17 protein-coding genes are annotated in these 21,433 nt (G+C 65.3%); 7 read left to right on the forward strand and 10 right to left on the reverse strand.

Going from position 1 to position 21,433, the window contains the following annotated elements; translation table 11 throughout:
• Window positions 1-51: 51 nt before the first annotated feature.
• The 3 genes from LJ362_RS15150 to LJ362_RS15160 all read left to right on the forward strand — a co-directional run bounded on the left by LJ362_RS15150 (window position 52) and on the right by LJ362_RS15160 (window position 3,883).
• Window positions 52-951 (forward strand): hypothetical protein, encoded by a 900-nt coding sequence (locus LJ362_RS15150; RefSeq protein WP_264799852.1) that lies wholly within the window; start codon window positions 52-54, stop codon window positions 949-951.
• Window positions 948-2,942: a sensor histidine kinase gene (locus tag LJ362_RS15155; RefSeq protein WP_264799853.1), complete on the forward strand. Its 1,995-nt coding sequence runs from the start codon at window positions 948-950 to the stop codon at window positions 2,940-2,942. The genes LJ362_RS15150 and LJ362_RS15155 overlap by 4 nt, the downstream gene beginning before the upstream one ends.
• A gap of 119 nt (window positions 2,943-3,061) precedes the next feature.
• The gene (locus LJ362_RS15160) at window positions 3,062-3,883 is read left to right on the forward strand and encodes a hypothetical protein (RefSeq protein WP_264799854.1); all 822 of its coding nucleotides are present in this window, start codon (window positions 3,062-3,064) and stop codon (window positions 3,881-3,883) included.
• Here the strand turns inward: LJ362_RS15160 and LJ362_RS15165 are convergent.
• Together LJ362_RS15165 and LJ362_RS15170 are read right to left on the reverse strand one after the other, a co-directional pair.
• Entirely contained in the window at window positions 3,825-4,229 is a 405-nt protein-coding gene (locus tag LJ362_RS15165; RefSeq protein WP_264799855.1) for a hypothetical protein, read from the reverse strand. The two genes, LJ362_RS15160 and LJ362_RS15165, sit on opposite strands and share 59 nt — an antisense overlap.
• A gap of 31 nt (window positions 4,230-4,260) precedes the next feature.
• Window positions 4,261-5,307 carry a CPBP family intramembrane glutamic endopeptidase gene (locus LJ362_RS15170; protein WP_264799856.1) on the reverse strand — a complete coding sequence of 349 codons (1,047 nt, stop codon included), beginning with the start codon at window positions 5,305-5,307 and terminating at the stop codon, window positions 4,261-4,263.
• 141 nt (window positions 5,308-5,448) lie between these two features.
• Between LJ362_RS15170 and LJ362_RS15175 the strand changes: the two genes are divergently transcribed.
• Both LJ362_RS15175 and LJ362_RS15180 read left to right on the forward strand, forming a co-directional pair.
• A complete protein-coding gene (locus LJ362_RS15175; RefSeq protein ID WP_264799858.1) occupies window positions 5,449-6,858 on the forward strand; it encodes a histidine kinase in 1,410 nt (469 codons plus the stop codon).
• Window positions 6,855-7,487 carry a response regulator gene (locus LJ362_RS15180; protein WP_264799859.1) on the forward strand — a complete coding sequence of 211 codons (633 nt, stop codon included), beginning with the start codon at window positions 6,855-6,857 and terminating at the stop codon, window positions 7,485-7,487. Before LJ362_RS15175 ends, LJ362_RS15180 begins: the two co-directional genes overlap by 4 nt.
• A 106-nt stretch (window positions 7,488-7,593) precedes the next feature.
• Here LJ362_RS15180 and LJ362_RS15185 read toward each other — a convergent pair whose 3' ends face one another.
• A complete protein-coding gene (locus LJ362_RS15185) occupies window positions 7,594-8,355 on the reverse strand; it encodes an SDR family NAD(P)-dependent oxidoreductase (protein ID WP_264799860.1) in 762 nt (253 codons plus the stop codon).
• Window positions 8,356-8,572: 217 nt separating this feature from the next.
• The gene (locus tag LJ362_RS15190) at window positions 8,573-9,151 is read right to left on the reverse strand and encodes an NADPH-dependent FMN reductase (RefSeq protein ID WP_101543990.1); all 579 of its coding nucleotides are present in this window, start codon (window positions 9,149-9,151) and stop codon (window positions 8,573-8,575) included.
• A 329-nt stretch (window positions 9,152-9,480) separates the two neighbouring features.
• Between LJ362_RS15190 and LJ362_RS15195 the strand changes: the two genes are divergently transcribed.
• Window positions 9,481-10,140, forward strand: a complete 660-nt coding sequence (locus LJ362_RS15195; RefSeq protein WP_264799861.1) for a TetR/AcrR family transcriptional regulator — start codon at window positions 9,481-9,483, stop codon at window positions 10,138-10,140.
• Between the two features lie 66 nt (window positions 10,141-10,206).
• On the opposite strand, the gene LJ362_RS15200 is transcribed toward LJ362_RS15195, so the two are convergent.
• The 4 genes from LJ362_RS15200 to LJ362_RS15215 all read right to left on the reverse strand — a co-directional run bounded on the left by LJ362_RS15200 (window position 10,207) and on the right by LJ362_RS15215 (window position 15,907).
• Window positions 10,207-11,982 carry a dipeptide ABC transporter ATP-binding protein gene (locus LJ362_RS15200; RefSeq protein ID WP_264799862.1) on the reverse strand — a complete coding sequence of 592 codons (1,776 nt, stop codon included), beginning with the start codon at window positions 11,980-11,982 and terminating at the stop codon, window positions 10,207-10,209.
• Window positions 11,979-13,040 (reverse strand): ABC transporter permease, encoded by a 1,062-nt coding sequence (locus LJ362_RS15205; protein ID WP_264799863.1) that lies wholly within the window; start codon window positions 13,038-13,040, stop codon window positions 11,979-11,981. The genes LJ362_RS15200 and LJ362_RS15205 overlap by 4 nt, the downstream gene beginning before the upstream one ends.
• The gene (locus LJ362_RS15210; RefSeq protein WP_139469086.1) at window positions 13,040-14,131 is read right to left on the reverse strand and encodes an ABC transporter permease; all 1,092 of its coding nucleotides are present in this window, start codon (window positions 14,129-14,131) and stop codon (window positions 13,040-13,042) included. The genes LJ362_RS15205 and LJ362_RS15210 overlap by 1 nt, the downstream gene beginning before the upstream one ends.
• Window positions 14,132-14,272: 141 nt before the next feature.
• A complete protein-coding gene (locus tag LJ362_RS15215; protein WP_264799864.1) occupies window positions 14,273-15,907 on the reverse strand; it encodes an ABC transporter substrate-binding protein in 1,635 nt (544 codons plus the stop codon).
• Between the two features lie 359 nt (window positions 15,908-16,266).
• Here LJ362_RS15215 and LJ362_RS15220 point away from each other — a divergent pair, with 359 nt between their 5' ends.
• A complete protein-coding gene (locus LJ362_RS15220; protein WP_062862556.1) occupies window positions 16,267-17,805 on the forward strand; it encodes an alanine/glycine:cation symporter family protein in 1,539 nt (512 codons plus the stop codon).
• A gap of 312 nt (window positions 17,806-18,117) precedes the next feature.
• Here LJ362_RS15220 and fbaA read toward each other — a convergent pair whose 3' ends face one another.
• Window positions 18,118-19,143: a class II fructose-bisphosphate aldolase gene (gene fbaA, locus LJ362_RS15225; protein ID WP_264799866.1), complete on the reverse strand. Its 1,026-nt coding sequence runs from the start codon at window positions 19,141-19,143 to the stop codon at window positions 18,118-18,120.
• Window positions 19,144-19,393: 250 nt separating this feature from the next.
• On the reverse strand, window positions 19,394-21,307 hold the full coding sequence (locus LJ362_RS15230) for a BCCT family transporter (RefSeq protein ID WP_264799867.1): 1,914 nt from the start codon (window positions 21,305-21,307) through the stop codon (window positions 19,394-19,396).
• Window positions 21,308-21,433 lie beyond the last annotated feature (126 nt).

Genomic DNA, 21,433 nt, shown 5'->3' on the forward strand with positions numbered 1-21,433 from the left:
CACTCCTGCGTATGATGTGCCGGCGCATACCGGCTCCCTAACGTTCGAGTCATGATCATCACCGCCGTCATCCTCGCCACCGCAGCAGCGTTCTGCCTGGCCTTGGGCACCCACTTCCAGCAGCATGCCGTGGCCACCATGGCCCCGGGCCTGCGCCGTCGCGCCACCTGGGCCACCGGGCTCGGACTCATGGGGCTGGTCACGGTGCTCAACGTCATCGCGCTCGGACTCGGCCCGGTTGCCATCGTCCAACCCATCGGCGCGGTCTCTCTCGTCTTCGCCGTCCTCATCGGTCGGCGGTATTTCGGGCTCCGCCTCGGTGCTCCGCTGCTCATCAGCATCGCGGTCACGCTCTTCGGGATCTTCTCCTTCGTGGCCACCTCGGCGAGGTTCGCCCACGACATCTCCGTGAACGCACAGTCGGTGACCTGGCTGCTCGCCGTGCTCGCAGCCCTCACCGTCTTCGCGGGGCTGTTCTCGTTCAGCTCCGCCGGCCACATCCCCCGGGTCGTCATGACCGGGATCGTCTTCGGCACGGTCGCCGCGGCCACGCACGTCCTCGCCCGATCCGTCGTCATGTCGGGACTGCCTGGACTCGATACGTTCGGTCTGCGCTGGTGGGCGCTGTTGGGCGCGGTCGGCCTGGCCTCGGCGGCGGGATTCTGGCTCGTCCAGACCGCGTACGCCTGCGGCCCCGCCGAGACCGTGCTGGCCGGCCTCACCGTCATCGACCCGATCGTCGCCGTCATCATCGGTGCCGCATTCTTCGGCGAGTACACCGGCCTGACTCCGCCGGCCACCCTCGGTCTGCTCGTCTCCGCAGCCATCGGCATCGGCGGAGTGTGGCTGCTCTCGCGCTTCCACCCGAAGGTCCTCGAATCTCGCGGCACTGCCCCCGCCGCCCCTGCGACGGCCGCCTCGCAGACAGCTCAGGAAGGAATCGCGCTGTGAACCACTCCCCCGATCTCACCTCCCCCACACCCACCGACACGTACGCTGTAGAGGTGCCCCGCCCAGCAGAGCCTCCGCAGAACGGTCCGAATGCCCAGGCGGCCGATTCTCAGGCCGCGACCGCGCCGCGTTCGTGGTGGGCCAGGCTGTGGCGCAATCTCGGCCGCGATTCCGTTCTCGTCGCCCCGAGCCTGCTCATCTCGCTCATCGCGTTTCCGGTGCTCATCACCCTGTTCTCCGTCTCGATCGCCACGGTCATCGTCTGGGTCGGCGTGCTCCTCCTGCCGCTGACGCTGACCGTCGCCCGCGCGTTCGGCAACTTCTCCCGGGCCCGTGCCCGCGCATGGGGCGTCCCCATCGCCGAGGCGGCTCCCCGTCCCCGTGGACGCGGACTCCGCTGGTGGTTGGCTCCGTTGTCCGATGCGCGTGCGTGGTTGGATCTGCTCTTCGAAGCCGTGTTCGCACTGCCGATCCGGCTCTTCACGTTCTCCGTCTCGCTGGCTTGGGTCGCCGGCGGTCTGGGCGGGATCACGCACTTCTTCTGGGGCGCGTTCGTCCCCGACGGAGGCGGAAACACCGTCGACTGGGTCGTCGCGTGGGTGACGAACTCCCCGGTCACCGACCTCGGGTTCGCCGCCGAGGCGACCTTCCAGTTCATCGTCGGGATCATCCTGCTGCTGACTTTCCCCTTCATCCTCCACGCCATGGCGCTGCTCGAGATCGTTTCGATCCGCGCTGCCCTGTCGACTGATGGGGCAGCTGTCTCCGCGCAGGCGACTCGCTCAGAGCGGTCGGCTCATCCGGCGCAGTCGTCTGCACTGTCGGCCATCGCCGGGAGTCAGGGGTGGTTCTGGCTCATCGCAGCGTTCGTCGGGGTCGTGCTCGTCGCGGTCGCCTGGCCGGTGACCACCGTGCTCTACGGTGTCCCGACAGTCTTCGCGATGGTTCTTGCGTGCAGTCTCAGCGCCGCGCTCCTGCTGGCAGTGCGCTGGCCGATACCGGCGATCGGCCTTGGCCTCGTCGCTCAGTTGGCGAGCATTCTGCTCACTGCGGACGTTTCGGGAGCAGTCCGACCGTTCACGGTCACTTCGCTGCTGGCTCTCGTGTTCCTCCACCTCATCATCGGTCTGCGCCACCGCTGGATCCACCTCGTCGCACTGTGGTCGGGCAGTGCGCTCATCGGCGTGCTCGCTCTGGTCCTGCCGCATGCCGGTCAGCTGCCCGGGGCACTGTCGAACGTGATCACCACCGCAGCCGTCGCCGCCGGTGCCGGCGTCATCGTCGTCATCGGCAACCTGCTCGTCAAAGGCCGCCGGCAGCTCGAGTCCGAACGCGAACTCAGTGCCGCGGAGCTGGCGAAGCGGCAGGAACTCGAAGAGCGCAACCGGATCGCTCAGGAACTCCATGACGTCGTCGCGCACAGCATGTCGGTCATCAGCGTGCAGGCGACGACGGCGAAGTACCGGCTGCCCGGACTCGATGAGCGCAGCCTCGGCGAGTTCGATTCGATGGCGGGATCGGCTCGCCAGGCGCTGGCGGAGATGCGCGGACTGCTCGCGATCCTCCGCGGCGGCCGGGATGCCGACCTGGCGCCGCAGCCGACCGTCGACGACATTCCCGCACTCGTCGATGTCACGCGCGGTTCCGGCGCGGTCGTCGATCTCGACTTCCCCGCCGAACCTGTCGCGCTGCCGCCGACGACGAGCCTCACCGCGTTCCGCGTGGTGCAGGAGAGCCTGTCGAATGCGCTGCGGCATGCCGTCGGCGCCCCGGTCACGGTCACCGTCACGGCCATCGGACCCCGGCTTGAGATCTCCGTGCTCAACGGGTTGCCCGACGGTGGGACGGATGCGGGTGGGCACAGCCACCTCGGCGGAGGTTTCGGCATCAAGGGGATGCGCGAACGCGTCGAAGCTTTGGGTGGGAGCCTGCAGGTTGGGCCGACTCAACACCGTGGTTTCGAGGTCAGGGCGTCGCTGCCGATGGAGTGAGGGTCCGAGGAAAGCGCTGAGCCGGCGTGGATCCGCACCGTCTCAGGCACGTGTCGAGTATCCGGTGCCATACTGGAAGTCCCCCTCTTGCTTTCCCTTTTGGAAGGACTGTTTCCCCCATGTCACAGCCGACTCCCTCCCCTTCTGTTCCTCGGCCCTCGGCGGCGACTGCCTCGGTATCGGATCCGAATGCGCCGAGACGATCGGTGCGGATTCTGCGCCGCACGATCGTCATCGTCATCGTCGTCACCTTCAGCCTTGCAGCGGCAGGTGGGATCATCGTCCTGCTCGGAGATGTTGAGTCCGAAGCGACCTTCAAGGTCATCGGCACGACGGCTCTGACCGGAGCGGTCAGCGTCGCAGCGTTCTGCGGAGCCACACTCATCGGCCGTCGGGTCCAGTGGTTCGGAATTGGCACGATCGGGCTGGCCGCGGTCACTTTGGGCCTGGCATTGTGGTTCCTCTGGGGTGACCCATTTGGAGGACCAGACAACTATGAATTCTGGGACTTTCTTTTCAAGGCCCTGTCCTCTTTCGCCCTCCTCACCGCTGTCGCCTCTGTCAGCTCGCTCATCCTGCTGCTGACCGTTCGGACGCAGGTGGTGCGCATCGGACTGCCGATCACTCTCGGCCTGCTGGCTGCCGGCACATGCCTTACCCTCGTGACGACCTGGGTGGAATCAGCTTGGGAGCTTGAATGGCTGAACCGCATCAACGGCATCGTGTGGATCCTCGCCGCACTCGGGGTCGTCGTCGTGCCGCTGACCTCGCTGCTGCTCAAAGCCGGGACGAAGCCAGCAGAGGCGTCGCCGACTCTGTCTCCCTCGATGCTCGAACGCGTCGACGCCGCGGCTCGCGCCGAGGGCGTCACGGCAGACGCTCTCATCGATCGGCTGCTGACCGCGGAGTCTCGAACCCCTTCGGCAGACGAGTGTCGATGAAACCTGCGACGAAGGCGCCGATGACGAGCAGGACGAGGAGCGCGATCATGCCGGCGAAGTTCGACAGCACGGGGTTCATGAAGTCGAACAGTCCCGGCCAGAGGGCGTAGACGACCACACAGCACATCCCCACGACCCCGAACCCGTTGAGCGTCGCCTGCCCTGTGGACCGTGCGCGCTTCCCGCTGTGATTTGCAGCCGCCTCTTCGGGGGTGCCGAACTCGGCTTCGGGTGTCGTCCCTGCCGTCTCAGCTGTGTCTTTGACCTCGTCGAGAACGGTGAGGACCTGGTCTTCTTCACACCCGCGCTTGCGCAGGTTCTGGGCGAGTTCGCTGTAGTAGCTCATGACAGGTTCGCTTTCGTTTCGGTGTCGGCATTCACGTCGCTGTCCGCCGCGGTTTCCTCGTTCTCTGGGCTGTCCCTGCGGGGACGCATCGGTTCTCGGTCGGTCGGGCCGCCTCGGCGAAAGGACGATCCGCTTCGGCGGCGATGATCGAGGACGATCCGCTTCGGCGGCGATGATCGAGGACGACGACGGTGCCGAAGATGATCGGAGCCGCTATCGACATGACGACCTCCATCGTCGGTGCGCTCGTCGCATTGAGGTCGGCACCGGCGAGCACACCCAGACCGAACGCAAAGACGTTGTTGACGATGTGGAAGGCGATTCCGGCCTCGAGACCGCCGGTGATGATGGTCAGGGTGCCGACGATGACGGCGAAGATGCCGACGTCGATGAGTCCCGGCAGGTCGTAAAGGTGGCCGGCGACGAACATCGGCACGGGGATGAACACGGCCCACGCGGGGTGGCGCAGCCATGAGCCGATGATGTTCATGGCCAGGCCGCGGAAGACGATCTCCTCGGCCGTCGCCTGGAACGGAACGAGGAGGATGATTGCGATAAGCATGGCGAGCACTTGGCTGTTCCACACGATTCCCGAGGTCAGGTTGCCCATCGACCCGTCGGAGAAGGCGACCATCACGATCGCGCAGACCACCCATACGGCCGCACCGACCAGCAGATACCGGCCTAGCTGCCCCCATCGCATGCCGCCGCGGAGCGAGATCATCGAGGAGAAAGAGCGTCGGTAGATGCATAGGGTCGCGAGCTCGGCGGCCGGCCACATGAGGATGACGCTGACGAGTCCGAAGAGGACGCCCGTGGTCGTGTTCATGTCGATGAGCTGGTCCGACCATGCATTGAAGTCACCGTCGGCGCCGAAGGCGAAAAGTGCCCAGACGAAGAGGCCGACGAATAGGACGACGATCGCGATGAGGTAGAACATGAGGGTCAAGAGGGCCACAAGGATCGGCTTGAACCACCGGTTGCTCGGCAGCGCGGCGAACTGACGATGATAGCGCCGAGGCGGCTCGACGGAACCGGGTCCGGGCAGGTTAGGGGCCGGCTGGGCTGCTATGGTCATGGGCGACCGAGTGAAGCGGGGGAGATTTCTCATGCCTCCACCCTCTCGAAACCGGCGGCCACTGACCATCGGCCGAGGGCATGACTTCTTTCATCCTTTCGGGCGACAGACCATCCGTCTTCTCACCGGTAGGCTCGAAGGGTGACATCTCGCCCCGCCCGCCGCCCGCTCGCGCGAGCCCTTCTCTGGACCGGCATCTCCGCTGTCACCGGTGTGCTCCTGCTCTTCATCGTCGTCGGAATCGAATGGCCGGATCTCGAGAGCGCAGAAGCCCAAGATAACGCGCTCTTCTTCGAATTCCTCGTCCATCTCGCCTTCGGGTTCGTCGGTCTCGTCTGCCTGCCCATCGTCCTCGCGTTCGACGGACGCCGAGTTCCGCGCACTCAGCTGAGACCGAAGGTCCTGGCCGCAGAGAAGCTGCGCGAGTTCCTCACTGTCTCCGGCCGCGGCGGTGAGGAATACCTCGCCGCCGACGGATCCGTCGAATCGCTTCAGCGGCGACCGGGAGGCTGGATTCCCGTCACAGTCGGGATCATCGGCATACTCCTCGGCACGGTCAGCATCCTCGGCGCCTTCGCCGCTTCGATCATGCTCATCTCACTGTCGGCCCGGCGCAGTTGGGCCCTCGACTTCGTTGCACTCGCCGCCACACTGGCAGCCTTCTCAGCGACCTATGTGCTCACTCCACAGGCCGCGGGAGCCTTCGATCTCCCCGTGTTCGTCTTCGGCGGCACGATGTACGCCGTTATCGTCATCGTCGGTGTCATCCGCGGTGCCCGCGAGCAGGGCTTCATCGACTCCGCCGCCCAGACCCTGCTGCGCGAACGCTCCCGGCAGGACCGCGCCATCGCCGAGGTGCGACGCGGCATCGCCCGCGATATGCACGATTCCCTGTCCCACCACCTCTCCGTCATCGCCATGTATTCCGGTGCGCTGTCCGTGCGGCAGGACCTCGACCCCGACGAGGTGCGGGAGAACGCCCGCCTCATCGCCGATGCCGCCCGCCGCTCCGGCGTCGAACTCCGGGAGGTGCTCACCATGCTCCGCAGCGACGATCAGGGCACTGTCATCGACCCCGACATCGACCGCCTCGTCGCGGCCAGGGGCGACACCGCTGAGCTGCGCTACCTCGAACCGGTGACGGGCGCGGCGCTCCACCGGTGCGGGGCACTCGAGCAGACGACGATCTACCGCTTCGTCCAGGAGGCGATCACGAACGCGGTCAAGCACGCACCAGGCCAGACGGTGACGATCAAGGTCGGCTTCGATGAGGCCGACGGTCACCTCGTGCTCGTCGCCAGCAATCCGCACACAGGCCTGGCCCCGGCCTTCCGCGCCGGAGCGCAGCAGCTCGTCTCCGGATCCGGGTTGGGACTGCTCGGGCTGCGGGAGAGAATGGAGGCCATGGGCGGCGATCTCACCGTGACGACGACCCCAGAGTTCACCCTCCGTGCCCGCATCCCCGTCGACGCCGACATCTTCACAGACGGCGACGCCCCGGGAACCGCCGGTACGATCGGCTCCCCCGACGAGCAGGAGACGCAGCCATGAGCATTCGGGTAATCATCGCCGACGACGAATCGCTCATGCGCTCGGGGCTCAAGCTCCTCCTCGGCGCGGCGACCGATATCGAGGTCATCGCCGAGGCGGTCGACGGTGTCGAAGCCATCGACCTCGCCCGTCGGCTGAGTCCCGACCTCGTACTCATGGACATCCGGATGCCCCGTCTCGACGGCCTCGAGGCCGCGCAGACGCTGCTGTCCGATCCCGAACATCCCCAGGTGCTCATGCTCACGGCCTTCGGGACCGACGATTTCATCCACCGCGCCCTGCAGTCCGGGGCGGCTGGCTACATCCTCAAGGACACCCCGCCGGAAGAGCTCATCAACGCCGTCCGCGCGGCAGCCGACGGCACCCGCACCCTGTCGGCAACCGCCCTGGCCACGTTGATGTCGTCCCGTCCGGCCGCCTCGGCGTCGGGTCAGGATCCGCTGGCAACTCTGTCGACCAGGGAACGGGAGATCGCCGAGGCGGTTGCTCAGGGATTGACGAACGCCCAGGTGGCGCGGTCGCTGTTCGTATCGACGGCGACGGTGAAGACCCACCTGGCGCGCATCTTCGACAAGCTCGAGGTGACCTCGCGGGTGCAGCTGGCGCTGCTCGTCAACGCCCGCCGCTGAGAATTCCACTCAACCGCAGAGCCGCCCCTCCGCGACTGCGGAGACGGGCGGCTCTGTCGGTTGGACTCTCCTCGGGGAGGACATCCTCGGTGAAGGTGTCAGTCGATCATTTCGGGGCCATGCGGATGGCGCCGTCGAGGCGGATCGTCTCCCCGTTGAGCATCGGGTTGGCGACGATCGCTTCGAGGAGCTGCGCGTACTCGGCGGGCTTGCCCAGCCGGGCCGGGTGCGGCACGGACTTGCCGAGGGATTCCTGCGCCTCGGCGGGCAGACCGGCCATCATCGGGGTCTCGAAGATGCCGGGGGCGATGGTGACGACGCGGATGAGAGAGGCGGCGAGTTCGCGGGCCATCGGCAATGTCACGGCGGCCACGGCACCCTTGGACGCCGAGTAGGCGATCTGGCCGATCTGCCCGTCGAAGGCTGCGACGGAGGCGGTGTTGACGATGACTCCGCGCTCTTCGCCGTCCGGCTCCTGCTGCTGCATGGCCGCAGCGGCGAGGCGGCAGACGTTGACGGTGCCGACGATGTTGATGTTCAGCACCTTCTGGAATGCCTCGAGCGGCAGCGGACCTTTGCGGGAGACGAGCTTTCCGGGGGTCGCGACGCCCGCGCAGTTGACGACAACGCGCAGAACGCCGAGCCCGGTCGCGGTGTCGACGGCGGCCTGAACCTGCTCTTCGTTCGTCACGTCGGCGGTGACGAAGTGGGCGGATTCGCCGAGTTCGGCGGCGACCTGCTGCCCCACCTCGGCGTTGAGGTCGACCATGACGACCTGGGCGCCGGCGGCCAAGAGGCGTTCGGTGGTGGCGCGGCCGAGTCCGGAGGCTCCGCCGGTGACGAGGGCGACGGTGTTCGTGAGATCCATGAGTGTCCTTTGCATCGCTGAGCGAACAGTTGATCACTGCGACTCTAACGCAGATGTGGGGACGGTCACTGTGCATGGTCGGGGGGCCGCCTCGGCGAGGGATCACCCTGACGGCGGCGTCGGTCGCGACGGGGACGATGTCGGTCGACGCGGGGACGACGAAGCCCGCCGGTCGGGTAACCGGCGGGCCTGTCTCAGCTCAGCTGCGAGGGCGGACTCAGGCGGCCTGCTCCTCGGCACCGGCTTCGCGCACGGACTTCAGGGCCTCGCCCCAGGCGACGATGTCGTCGACCATGGAGGCGAACGGGGCGGCCGAGACCTCGGTCGGGGCGAACGTACCGTCGGCGACGTCGGTGAAGATCGAGAACGATGCCTGGTCGCGGACGACGGCGAGCTTGTAGTTCGCGAGGATGTGGCGCAGGTGCTCAGCGGCGCGCACTCCCTTGTCGGCGCCGTAGTTCACGATGCCGGCGACCTTGTGGTTGAACTCGGTGGCGACGAAGTCGAGGGCGTTCTTCAGCGAACCGGAGATCGAGTGGTTGTACTCCGGGGTGACGAAGATGAAGGCGTCGAACTCTTCGAGCTTCGCGCCCCAGGCCTTCGTGTGGTCGTTGGCGTACATCTTCGCACCGGCGGGGATCACCTCGTCGAGGAGGGGCAGGTCGAAGCTGCCGAAGTCGACGACCTCGGCGCGGACGTCATCATTGGAAGCCAGCTGCTGCTCGACCCAGCTCACGATCTGCGGGTTGAGCGCCTGCGGGCGGGAAGTTCCGGGAATGATGGCAATATTGAGCATATGCGTCCTCAAATCGTTCAGCGGTGTCCACCGGCCGGGCGGCCGTGGCGGTCGAATTCACGGGCGGAGCCTGCGACCTCGGCGAACCGGGTCGGCTGCAGCTCCACCGTGACCAACATTGTTGAACACTCAATCATTCCCGGCGATCGAGTGACCCTGATCACCATGCCCGGCGCCGGTCGGATCAGGTTCCGGGAACGGTGATACCGTAATTCCGCGCGAAATCAGGCCCGCAGAGACCACCTGTCGTGTATGGTCGTTGGGCAAGTGAAAGACTGTTCGTTAAAAAGTCGGCTTCAACGGAAAACAAGGCAAGGAGTCCGGTCATCGTGCGCTCAACCAACGGCCGCAACAATATTCTCCGCTCGGCCCGGGACACCTTCGCGGACAAAGGATTCGACGGCGCGTCCATCCGCGATATCGCACAGACAGCAGGTCTGAGCCTCTCAGCGCTCTACTACTACTTCCCGTCCAAGCAGGAAGCTCTCTACGAGCTCGTCCACACAGCGTATACCTGGTACGTCGAACACTGCCGAGCGGTCATCGCCGACGTCGATGATGATCCGGTCGATCAGCTGGCCGTGGCCGTACGCTACCTCGCCCGCTATCGCATGGAGAACGTCTCGGTCTCCACCGTGTTGCTGCGCGACACCGAACGCCTCACCGGCGACAACGCGGTCCGCGTCAAGGAACTCCAGCGGGAAGCTCGCGAGATCATGGGCGATATCGTCCAGGCCGGCATCGACTCGGGTAAGTTCCGCGTCGGCAGTGCGGCTCTGGCCACTCGCGCCATCCACTCGATCTGCAACTCGCTCTCGCTGTGGTACCGGCCGACGGGTGACCTGACTCCTGACATGATCGAGCGCGACTTCACTCAGTACTCGATGCGCATCCTCGGTATCGACCCCGATGAGGCCGAACTCGATCGCCTGCTGGCCCTGCCGGTCAACCAGGCTGGAATGCTCGACTTCATCGCCGACACCAAATAACCCCTTGCTACCTGACGGCGGCCCAGCAACCTGGCGCGAGGTTGCTGGGCCGCCGTCAGGTAGTAATTAGGGGGTTGGGCGGAGGGTTCTGGCCAGCTCGCGGCGCTTCGCCTGCTCCTTCGGGTCCGGGACCGGCAGCGACGCAATGAGGCGCTTCGTGTAGTCCTCCTGCGGCGCACCGAGCACCTGCTCACCCGTGCCCTCTTCGAGCAGCTCGCCCTGGAAGAGCACGCCGATGCGGTCGGAGAGCATATCGACCACGGCGAGGTCGTGGCTGATGAACAGGGCCGCGAAGTCGAAGCGGTTCTGCAGCTCGACGAAGAGCTCGAGGACCTTCGCCTGCACGGACACATCGAGCGCCGAGGTCGGCTCATCGGCGATGAGCAGCTCCGGATCGAGCGCCAGACCGCGCGCCAGCGACGCCCTCTGCCGCTGACCGCCGGAGAGCTCATGCGGATACCGCGCCGCATACGCCTTCGGCAGCTGCACGGAATCGAGGAGTCCGAGCACTCGCTGCGACCGGTCGTTCGCGCTCATCTCCCGACGGTGGATCGCGAACGGTTCGGCGATGCACTCCCCGATCGACAGATGCGGATTGAACGAGGCCGCCGGATCCTGGAACACGAACCCGATCCGTCGCCGGATCTTCGAGAACTCACGCTCCTTGAACCCGACCATCTCGTGCCCGAGAACGGAGAGACTCCCGCCGCTGGCCCTGGTCAGGCCCGCGATCGCGCGTCCGATCGTCGTCTTGCCCGACCCCGACTCACCGACGAGCCCGTAGACTTCGCCGGCCCTGATGTCGAAGCTGACCTTCTTCACCGCGTGGAAGTCCGACTTGCCGATGCCGCCCGGATAGACGATATCGAGCTCGCGCGCGTTCACGATCGATTCGCGTGCGTCCCCGTTCTTCGCCGAGGCGGCTCCCTCCTTCGCCGAGGCGACCCCATCCGAGGTCTGCCCCGTCGCGTCGGTGCGCGCCGAGGCGGCGGCCGCCTTGCGGCTGCCGGCCACGGTCGATCCGATCCGCGGCACAGCGGCGAGCAGTTCGCGCGTGTACTGCTCCTGCGGATCGTTGAACAGCTGCTCGACGGACGAGACCTCGACGAGGTCCCCGCGCAGCATCACGGCCACGCGATCGGCGAGGTCGGCGACGACGCCCATGTTGTGGGTGATGAGAACGATGGCGGTGCCCGTCTCGTCACGCAGCTCACGCAGCAGGTCGAGGATCTCCGCCTGCACGGTGACGTCGAGGGCGGTGGTCGGCTCGTCGGCGACGATGAGCTTCGCCCCGAGAGCCAGGGCCATGGCAATGACGATGCGCTGCTTCTGCCCGCCCGAGAACTGGTGCGGGTAGTAGTCGAAACGGCTTTCGGCATCGGGGATCCCGACCTGCCGCATAGCCTTGACGACGCGCGCCTTGAGGTCGGCCTTGCTCGCCTTCCTATCGTGCGCGCGCAGACCTTCGGCGATCTGCCACCCGACCGTGAAGACGGGGTTGAGTGCCGTCGACGGCTCCTGGAAGACCATCGCCACATCCCGGCCGCGCATGGCTCGCAGCTCATCGGCGGAGACGTTGAGTACGTTCTGCCCGGAGATGACGATGGCCCCGGTTCGCTGCGCCGTCTCCGGCAGCAGCCCGAGGATTGACCGGGCGGTCACGGTCTTGCCAGACCCCGACTCACCCACGATCGCCAGCACCTCACCGGGCGAGACGCTCAGCGACACGTCCTTGACGGCGTGGACGTCCCCGCCATCGGTGGAGAAGGTGACGTCGAGACTGTCGACATCGAGGATGCTGCCGGTCGCCGAAGCGGTCTGCTCGTGTTTCTGCTCGCTCATGCCGTGACCTCCGCAGGCTTGACGTTCTTGACCTTGGCTTTGCGCCGCACGCGCAGACGCGGGTCGTTGAGGTCGTTCATCGACTCACCGACCAAGGTGATTCCCAGCACCGTGAGCACGATGGCCACGCCCGGGAACACCGCCGTCCACCACACGCCGGAGGTGACGTCCGGCAGTGCCTTGTTGAGGTCATATCCCCATTCCGACGCCGAGGTGGGTTCGATGCCGAATCCCAGGAACCCGAGTCCGGCCAAGGTCAGGATCGCCTCGGAGGAGTTGAGTGTGAAGATCAGCGGCAGGGTCCGTGTGGCATTGCGGAAGATGTGCTTGGAGATGATCCGCGTCTTCGAGGCACCGAGAACGATCGCCGATTCGACGAACGGCTCGGCCTTCAGCCGCAGGGTCTCGGCACGGACGACGCGGAAGTACTGCGGGATGAAGACGACCGTGATCGAGAATGCGGCCGCGGCGATGCCGCCCCACGCACTCGACTGACCGCCGGAGATCGCAATCGACATGACCAGCGCCAGCAGCAGGGTCGGGAAGGCGTAGACGGCATCGGCGATGACGACGAGGATGCGGTCGAGCCATCCGCCGATGTAGCCGGAGACGAGACCGAGGATGACGCCGGCGAAGATCGACATGACCACGGCCACGACGATGACGGCCACTGCGGTCTGGGCGCCCCAGACGACACGGGAGAAGACATCGTAGCCGCCGACGGTCGTGCCCCAGATGTGGGTGCCGCCGGGTGGCAGCTTCGACCCGAAGTTGCCTTCGGAGGTGCCCAGCTGGTTGAAGCCGTACGGGGCGATGAGCGGTGCGAAGATCGCGCAGATGAGCACGATCCCGCACAGCACGAGACCGGTGATGAGCATTCCGCGCTGCAGGCCGACGGACTGGCGCAGATGCGAGATGATCGGCAGGCGGGAGAACCAGGATTTCTTTGCCCGGTCGTCGAACGCCGCTGCCGGGACTCCGGAGCCGGGAGCCTCCTCGGCGAAGGTCTGGGCTTCTTCATCCGGACCCTGGTTCTGCGGGTTGTCTGGAGTGGACATCAGTACCTCACTCTCGGGTCGATGAACGCGGCGATGACATCGACGAGGAAGTTCGTGACCGCGACGATGACGGCGAGGAACACGACGATTCCCTGCACCGCCACGAAGTCACGGGCGGTCAGGTATTCGGCGAGTTTGAAGCCGAGTCCCTTCCACTCGAACGTCGTCTCGGTGAGCACGGCACCGGCGAGCATGAGCGCGATCTGCATACCCATGACCGTGATGATCGGGATCAGCGCGGGACGGTAGGCGTGCTTGGTGACCAGGCGGTATTCGGAGATTCCGCGAGATCGACCGGAGTCGACGTACTGCTGTTCGAGCGTGCCGATGAGGTTCGTGCGCACGAGCCGGAGGAACACTCCGGCGGTGAGCACGCCGAGCGCGATCGCCGGCAGCACCGCATGGGCGAGCACATCGCCGAGGACCGAGAAGTTGCCGATGCGCAGGGCGTCGATGAGGTAGAACCTCGTCGGCCCGACGACACCGGACATGATGTATTCGGTCTCTGTGGTGCCGCGGCCGGCGACGGGCAGGATCGGCAGGAACACGCCGAAGACGAGCTTGAGAATCATGCCCGCGAAGAACACCGGGGTCGCGTAGCCGAGGATCGCGAGCACACGCAGTGCCGCGTCCGGGGCCTTGTCGCGGTGGTAGGCGGCGAGCATGCCCAGCGGGATGCCGAGGATGAACGCGACGATGAGAGCGTAGAAGACGAGTTCGACGGTCGCTGCCCCGTAGTTGAGCAGGATCGACGAGACCGGCTGCCCGTCAGAGACGGCGGTGCCGAAGTCGCCTTTGAGCAGATTGCCCAAGTATTCGAAGTACTGGACGAGGATGGGCCGGTCGTAGCCGGCGGCATGGACGCGCTCGGCAAGCTGGGCCTTCGTCAGGCGTCCGCCCAACGCTGCGGTGATCGGGTCTCCGGTGATGCGCATGAGGAAGAACACCAGAGTGGTGAGAATGAAGATGGTGGGAATGATGAGCAGGAAGCGGATGAGGACATAACGTCCCAGACCGCCTCCCGAGGGCTTCTTGACCGCGACCGAAGTCTCGGCGGCCTCAGCCCCTGGTTCGCTGATGGCAGCAGACATGTGTTCCTTATGGGATGTGTTTCGATGCACCAGCGGCAGGGGACACCTCGGCGAGGGTCACTTCAGGTGTACGGACCTGACCGCGGACGCGCCACGAGGTGCAGGCGGCCTGATCGGCTCACCTGCACCTCGTGTGGGTGATCACTTGCTCAGCAGTGCCAGACGGAACTGGAAAGCGGGGTCGAGGGTGTCATCGACGCCCTTGACGTCCTTGCCGGACACGGCGATCTGGTTGCCCTGCAGCAGCGGCAGGGTCGGCAGTTCGTCGGCCAGCTCACCCTGGATCTTCTTCAGGGCATCTTCGCGCTTGCCCTCATCAGCGATCGAGGACTGAGCATTGAGCTCCTTGTTCATCGCCTCGTCACGGTAGTGGTTGGCGAGGAACGACGGAGTCTCATCCGTGTCGTAGAAGAACGGCACGAGGTAGTTGTCGGCATCCGAGTAGTCCGGGAACCAGCCCAGCTGGTACATCGGGTAGACGTCGTCGGTGCGGTCCTTCGAGTACTGCACCCACTCGGTCGACTGCAGCTTGACCTTGAACAGCCCGGTCTTGTCCAGCTGGTCCTTGACCAGGGCGTATTCGTCACCCGAGGAGGGACCGTAGTGGTCGGGGTTGTACTGCAGCTTGAGCTCGACCGGGGTCTTGACACCGGCATCCTTGAGCGCCTTCTTCGCCTTCTCGACATCGGCGCCGCCCTTGCCGTCGCCGTATTCGGACTTCAGCGGTTCATCGGAGCCGGGAAGCCCGTCGGGCACGTGCGAATACAGCGGTGTGAAGGTGTCCTTGTAGACCTGGCTGGCGATCGCCTGACGGTCGACGGAGTCAGCCATGGCCTTGCGGACGGCGAGCGCCTTCTTCTCGTCGGCGTCGTCGGTCTTCGCACCGAAGGGCATCGTGTCGTAGTTGAACACGATGTAGCGGATCTCGCCGCCGGGCCCCTTGTGGACCTTGAGGTCCTCGTTCTTGCCGAGGTCCTCGACGTCTGTGGCCGAGAGCGAACGCCAAGCGACGTCGATGGTGTTCTCCTGGACGTCGAGCTTCATGTTGTTCGCGTCCGAGTAGTACTTCATCTGCACGGTCTCGGTCTTCGCCGGCTCGATGAAGCCCTTGTAGTCCGGGTTCGCCTTGTAGGTGATCAGCTCGTTGAACTTGAAGCCGTCGATCGTGTACGGACCGGCGAAGGCCTTGCCGTCGACGATCTCCTGGTCCTTCGTGACCTTGTCAGCCGAGAACACGTCTTCATCGACGATCGGTCCGGCAGCGCTGGCCAGGACTCCGGGCCAGGTCTGGTCGTTCTTGCGCTTGAGGTTGAAGACGACGGTCTTCTCATCCGGGGTCTCCACAGACTTCAGGCCGCCGAGCAGAGAAGAGGGCCCGTTGGGGTCCTGGATCTTCAGCTGACGGTCGAAGGAGAACTTCACGTCCGAGGAGGTCAGTTCGTTGCCGTTGGCGTACTTGAGTCCGTCCTTGAGCTTGACCTCGTACTTCGTCGGCTCGGTGAAGTCAGCGGACTCGGCGATCGAAGGGTTGAGCTCGGCCGTACCCGGCTTGTAGGCGAGGATGTACGGGTAGATCTGCTGTTCGACGAGCGAGCTTCCGTTGTCGTACGCAGCAGCCGGGTCGAGAGCCACGACCTTGTCCGTGGTTCCGGCCGTGAGCATTCCGCCTTCGTCGTCCCCGCCGCCGCCTCCGGTCGTCGAGGTCGAGCAGGCGGAGAGGAGCAGAGCGCCGGCCGCAGCGATGGCCACGGCCTTTGCACCAGTTCGTCGTTTCATGGTGTTCCTGTCTTTCACAAGTGCTCTTCGTGTCTTCTTTGCTCGAAGAGATCCGCACCACATCTTACGGTTCTCGTCCCAAATAGTGAACTGACGCACATGAAGTGACCCAGTTCGCAACGACTTCGCAACAATTCGCCGAGGCGGCCCTGCCCGGCACAGCGCAACGGGAAGCCGCCTCGGCGAATGCGATTTGCGTCACCGATGACAATCGGTTTCACTTATGAGGTGCATCACAGAGAACGCTAGGAAAACTCTCGTGAATCCGGTCGCTCAATAGCTGACCGGCGCTCTGGCACAGACGCTAGATAAGCAACACCGTGTCGGCGATCCCGGCACGGAAGAACGAATGGAGAAGCGTGTCCGCTTTCATCGACTGGCTCAACGGGGTCGTGTGGTCGTCCGCCCTCGTCTACCTGTGCCTCGGCGCGGGTGTCTATTTCACGATCCGCTCCCGCGCGGTACAGATCCGTCAGATCCCCGCCATCTTCAAGCAGATGTTCACGGGCAAGAGCTCCAATGAGGGAGTCTCGTCCTTCCAGGCCCTGGCGATCTCTCTGGCGGGCCGCGTCGGCGTCGGCAATATCGCCGGTGTCGCCACCGCCATCGGCTTCGGCGGCCCCGGTGCCGTCGTCTGGATGTGGATCTCGGCACTCCTCGGCGCCTCGACCTCGTACGTCGAGTCGACGCTCGGCCAGATCTTCAAGGAACAGGATCCCCGCACCGGTGAGTACCGCGGCGGCCCGGCCTTCTACATCGAGAAGGCCTACCGCCACACCAAGGCCCGCGGGCTGTTCAAGGTCTACGGCATGGTCTTCGCGGCCGTGACCGTCATCGCCATGTCCTTCATGCTGCCGGGCATCCAGTCCAATGCGATCTCCGGCGCCGTCGAGAACGCCTGGAGCGTTCCCACCTGGGGAACTGCCATCGCGCTCGTCATCATCCTGGGCTTCATCGTCGTCGGCGGAATCAAGCGCATCGCGCACTTCGCCTCGCTGGCGGTTCCGTTCATGGCCGTCATCTACATCATTGCAGCCATCGCCGTGACCATCATCAATGCCGACCAGATCGTTCCGGTCTTCCAGCTGATGTTCAACTCGGCATTCGGCATCGACGCCGGTCCGGAAGCCGCCTTCGGCGGAATCATCGGCATGGCGGTCCAGTGGGGCGTCCAGCGCGGCATCTACTCGAACGAAGCCGGACAGGGCACCGGACCCCACGCAGCCTCGGCGGCCGAGGTCTCACACCCCTCGAAGCAGGGACTCGTGCAGGCTGGCTCGGTCTACATCGACACTCTATTCGTGTGCTCGGCGACCGCGTTCATGATCCTCTCGACCGGTATGTACCGAGTCTTCGACGCCGACGAGACGACGATCATCGGCACCGGCCGCGGACAGATGGTCGAAGAGATCGCTGCGACCCCGGGCGAGAAGTGGCCGCAGGCGGGACTCGACTCGATGATCCACGGCTTCGGCGCCAGCTTCATCGCGATCTCGATCTTCCTCTTCGCCCTGACCACGATCGTCGCGTACTACTACATGGCAGAGACGAACCTCGTCTACCTGCTGGGCAAGGCCAAGAACACCTTCGTCCTCGCGGTCGGCAAGCGCGTGCTGCAGCTGCTCATCCTCATCGCCGTCGCCGTGGGTGCGATGTCGACCGCAGGCAGCGCCTGGGCGCTCGGCGACATCGGCGTGGGCCTCATGGCCTGGCTGAACATCGTCGGCATCCTCATTCTGCAGCAGCCGGCGTTCAAGCTCCTGCGCGACTTCGAGCGCCAGACCAAGCACGGTCTGGATCCGGTGTTCGAGCCCGAGAAGGTCGGCGTGCGCAACGCCGACTTCTGGGATCAGCGGGTGGCTCGCCTCAAGGCCGGCGAGGCGGTGCCCAAAGGCTGACGCGAAGCGCGACCGGGCTGCAGGCCACTCGGCAGGCAGTCCGATCGGCAGACAACTCGTCCGCCGATCCGAGGGACGATACGAGGCCCGGGACAATGGCGTCCCGGGCCTCGTGCCATCCACAGTGGAATCTCGCCGAGAAACGGGCTGACTGTCGAGACACGGGTGTCCACGTGCGTTTCTCGACGCTTGGCCCGTTTCTCGACGGTTCAGCATGCGCAGCGGCCGCCGCCCGAAATCGGGCGACGGCCGCTGTCGGTTCGTGAGGCAGACCCTGCTGCGCTCCGGCCCACTAACCGAGCCGGCTGAGGCTCACTTCTGCAGGCTGGTGCCTGCCGAGCCGAGGTTCTGGCAGGCTTCGACGATGCGCTCGGCCATGCCCTTCTCTGCGGCCTTGCCGTAGGAGCGCGGGTCGTAGAGCTTCTTGTCGCCGACCTCACCGTCGATCTTGAGCACTCCGTCGTAGTTGCGGAACATGTGCTCGACGACGGGGCGGGTGAAGGCGTACTGGGTGTCGGTGTCGATGTTCATCTTCACGACTCCGTGGCGGACCGCCTCGGCGATCTCTTCCGCACTCGATCCCGAACCGCCGTGGAAGACGAGGTCGAACGGAGCCTTCTTGCCGACCTCGGCACCGACCTTCTCCTGGATCTCGCCGAGGAGTTCGGGGCGCAGCTTCACATTGCCGGGCTTGTACACGCCATGGACGTTTCCGAAGGTCAGAGCCGTGAGGTAGCGGCCCTTCTCGCCGGTGCCCAGCGCGCGGGCGGTGGCCAGCCCGTCCTCGACGGAGGTGTAGAGCTTCTCGTTGATCTCGTTCTCGACGCCGTCCTCTTCGCCGCCGACGACGCCGACCTCGATCTCGAGGATCGAGTGAGCTGCCGCCGAGAGCTCGAGCAGCTCCTCGGCCAGCGTCAGGTTCTCGTCGAGGGGAACGGCCGAGCCGTCCCACATGTGCGACTGGAAGTAGGGCTCGCCGCCGTTCTTCACGCGTTCGGTCGACGCGGCCAGCAGGGGTTTGACCCAGGCATCGACGGCGTCCTTCGGGGCGTGGTCGGTGTGCAGCGCGATGTTGACGTCAAAGTTCTTGGCCACCTCGGCGGCGAAGACGGAGAACGCGATGGCGCCGCGCACGCGGTCCTTGACCGTCGGGCCGGACATGTATTCGGCACCGCCCGTGGAGATCTGCACGATGCCGTCGGAACCGGCCTCGGCGAAGCCGCGGATGGCGGCGTTGATCGTCTGCGAGGAGGTGCAGTTGATCGCGGGGTAGGCGAAGCCCTGGGTCTTCGCGCGGTCGATCATCTCGGCATACACTTCGGGGCTGGCGATGGGCATACATGCTCCTTGGTCGGGGTCGGCCGTTTCTGCTGCCACCAGCCTACTCGTTCCGTCCCGCCCATGGCAGGGAGGCCCGGAGGGCGGCTTCCCTCGCCGAGGCGGCCCTCCCCTGGCATCGGCCGTGAACGACGCAACCGCCCGACCGGATGGTCGAGCGGTTGCGTCGGAGGCGGGGCGCCTCGGTGAGGGACCCTGCCCCGTTGTGGAGGGCAGGCAGCGATCCCTTACCGAGCCGCCTCGGTGCGGGTCAGGACTCGGTGTCCGGAGGTGTCTCCGTCTCCCGGGTCGGAACCTCACGCACGCCGCGCTTGTTGTCTCGGGAAGAAGACTTCGCACGCTGTTTGCCGAGCAGACCCTGGGAGCTCTTGAGCCGGTAGTCGATGCGTTCGTCGACTTTCTCACCCAGGTATTCGTCGAAGTCGTCGGCCAGGTGCTCGCCGACCGCACGGTAGCGTGCGGCGCGTTCGATCGCGGCCGTCCGCTTGGCCTCCATGCTGAAGGCCTTGAGGGTCGAGACGCAGACGAGCAGCAGCACGATCGAGAACGGCAACGCTGTGACCAGTGACCCCGCCTGCAAGGCGGTGAGTCCGCCGGCCATGAGCAGTGCGATTGCGATCGCGCCCTCCATCAGCGCCCACAGCACGCGCGACCAGATCGGCGGGTTCGGGTGACCGCCCGAGGCGAGCATGTCGACGACGAGGGAGCCCGAGTCCGAGGAGGTGATGAAGAAGATCGCCACGAGGATGATTGCGATGACCGAGAGGATCGAGCCCAGCGGCAGGTCTCCGAGCACGTCGAAGAGGACACGCTCCGCGACGACTCCTTCGTCCGGGTCGACGAGGTCGCCGGAGCCGAAGATCTGACGGTAGATACCGGTTCCACCGAGGACGGAGAACCAGAAGAAGCCGACGATCGAAGGTACGAGCAGGACGCCTGCGATGAACTCGCGGACGGTGCGCCCGCGGGAGATGCGGGCGATGAAGACACCGACGAAGGGTGCCCAGGAGATCCACCAGCCCCAGTAGAAGAGGGTCCAACTCGAGTTCCATTCGGCGCCTTCCTTGCCGGAGTAGGCACCGATGTCGAAGGTCATGTTGAGGACGTTCGCCAGCCAGACGCCGAGCGATTCGACGAAGTTCTGGAACAGGAACAGAGTCGGGCCGAAGACGAGGACCGTGACGAGCAGGACGCCGGCCATCGTGAGGTTGATGTTCGACAGCCACTTGATTCCTGCGCCCACACCCGAGACCACTGAGGCGGTGGCCAGCAGGGTGATGATGCCGATGAGGATGATGAGGAATGTGTTGTCGTATTCGCCGACAACGCCGATGTGCTTAAGCCCTGCGGAGATCTGCTGGACGCCGAGACCCAGCGAGGTGGCGATGCCGAAGACGGTGCCGAAGATCGCGATGATGTCGATGACGTCACCGGCCCAGCCTTTGACCTTGTTGCCGAGCAGCGGTTCGAGTGCCCACCGGATCGACAGCGGGCGACCGCGGCGGTGGATGGCGTAGGCCAGAGCCATACCCAGCACGGCATAGAGAGCCCAGGGGTGCAGACCCCAGTGTACGAAGGTCTGTGCCATGCCCATCTGGGCGTTCTCGATCTCGCCGCCGGGCCAGCCGGGCTTCGGTCCGGTCGTCGCATAGGTCAGGGGTTCGGCCACACCGTAGAAGACGAGGCCGATGCCCATGCCGGCAGCGAACAGCATGGCGAACCAGGACATGACGCCGAATTCGGGTTCGTCGTCGTCCTTGCCGAGCTTGATCTTGCCGAACTTCGAGAAGCCGACGACGATCGCGAAGCCGACGAACAGCCCGACGACGAGCATGTAGTACCAGCCGAGCTGAGTGACGATCCAGTTCTGGATGTTCGAGATGACATTGCCGGTGCCCTCGGGCAGTGCCACGGAGAATACGACGATGCCGACGATGATGATCAGCGCCGGCCAGAAGACACGCGGGGCGATCATGCCCTTGCCGATGCGCACTCCCTGGCGCTGCAGCTTCTGAGTGATCGCGTCATCGGAATCGGATTCGCCGATGTGGAGTTTCTCGGGCAGATGAAGTTCTACGGGGTCGGGTTCACCGAAGAGCAGCTGCTCTTCGGGGCCCGGGCCCAACCCGTTTCCCTCTTGGGAACTCGTGTCGGGGTCGCTCATGTCGCCCTCCTGATCGTATGATTGGATTACCGCTTCACTCTGCCGTATTCCCCAGCCTCCTTCAAGGCAACTTTCAGCCCGAAACCCCACAACAGGGTGATATCCCTGGTCACGGCGGGATTTCGA

The sequence above is a fragment of the Brevibacterium sp. JSBI002 genome (genome assembly GCF_026013965.1).
Lineage (GTDB): Bacteria > Actinomycetota > Actinomycetes > Actinomycetales > Brevibacteriaceae > Brevibacterium.

Coding starts and splice junctions, on each gene's coding strand:
- LJ362_RS15205 (WP_264799863.1), bottom strand. CDS start 13,040: ATGTCCACTCCAGACAACCCGCAGAACCAGGGTCCGGATGAAGAAGCC.
- LJ362_RS15210 (WP_139469086.1), bottom strand. CDS start 14,131: ATGTCTGCTGCCATCAGCGAACCAGGGGCTGAGGCCGCCGAGACTTCG.
- LJ362_RS15230 (WP_264799867.1), bottom strand. CDS start 21,307: ATGAGCGACCCCGACACGAGTTCCCAAGAGGGAAACGGGTTGGGCCCG.
- LJ362_RS15180 (WP_264799859.1), top strand. CDS start 6,855: ATGAGCATTCGGGTAATCATCGCCGACGACGAATCGCTCATGCGCTCG.
- LJ362_RS15215 (WP_264799864.1), bottom strand. CDS start 15,907: ATGAAACGACGAACTGGTGCAAAGGCCGTGGCCATCGCTGCGGCCGGC.
- LJ362_RS15160 (WP_264799854.1), top strand. CDS start 3,062: ATGTCACAGCCGACTCCCTCCCCTTCTGTTCCTCGGCCCTCGGCGGCG.
- LJ362_RS15190 (WP_101543990.1), bottom strand. CDS start 9,151: ATGCTCAATATTGCCATCATTCCCGGAACTTCCCGCCCGCAGGCGCTC.
- LJ362_RS15185 (WP_264799860.1), bottom strand. CDS start 8,355: ATGGATCTCACGAACACCGTCGCCCTCGTCACCGGCGGAGCCTCCGGA.
- LJ362_RS15170 (WP_264799856.1), bottom strand. CDS start 5,307: ATGACCATAGCAGCCCAGCCGGCCCCTAACCTGCCCGGACCCGGTTCC.
- LJ362_RS15165 (WP_264799855.1), bottom strand. CDS start 4,229: ATGAGCTACTACAGCGAACTCGCCCAGAACCTGCGCAAGCGCGGGTGT.
- LJ362_RS15200 (WP_264799862.1), bottom strand. CDS start 11,982: ATGAGCGAGCAGAAACACGAGCAGACCGCTTCGGCGACCGGCAGCATC.
- LJ362_RS15150 (WP_264799852.1), top strand. CDS start 52: ATGATCATCACCGCCGTCATCCTCGCCACCGCAGCAGCGTTCTGCCTG.
- fbaA (WP_264799866.1), bottom strand. CDS start 19,143: ATGCCCATCGCCAGCCCCGAAGTGTATGCCGAGATGATCGACCGCGCG.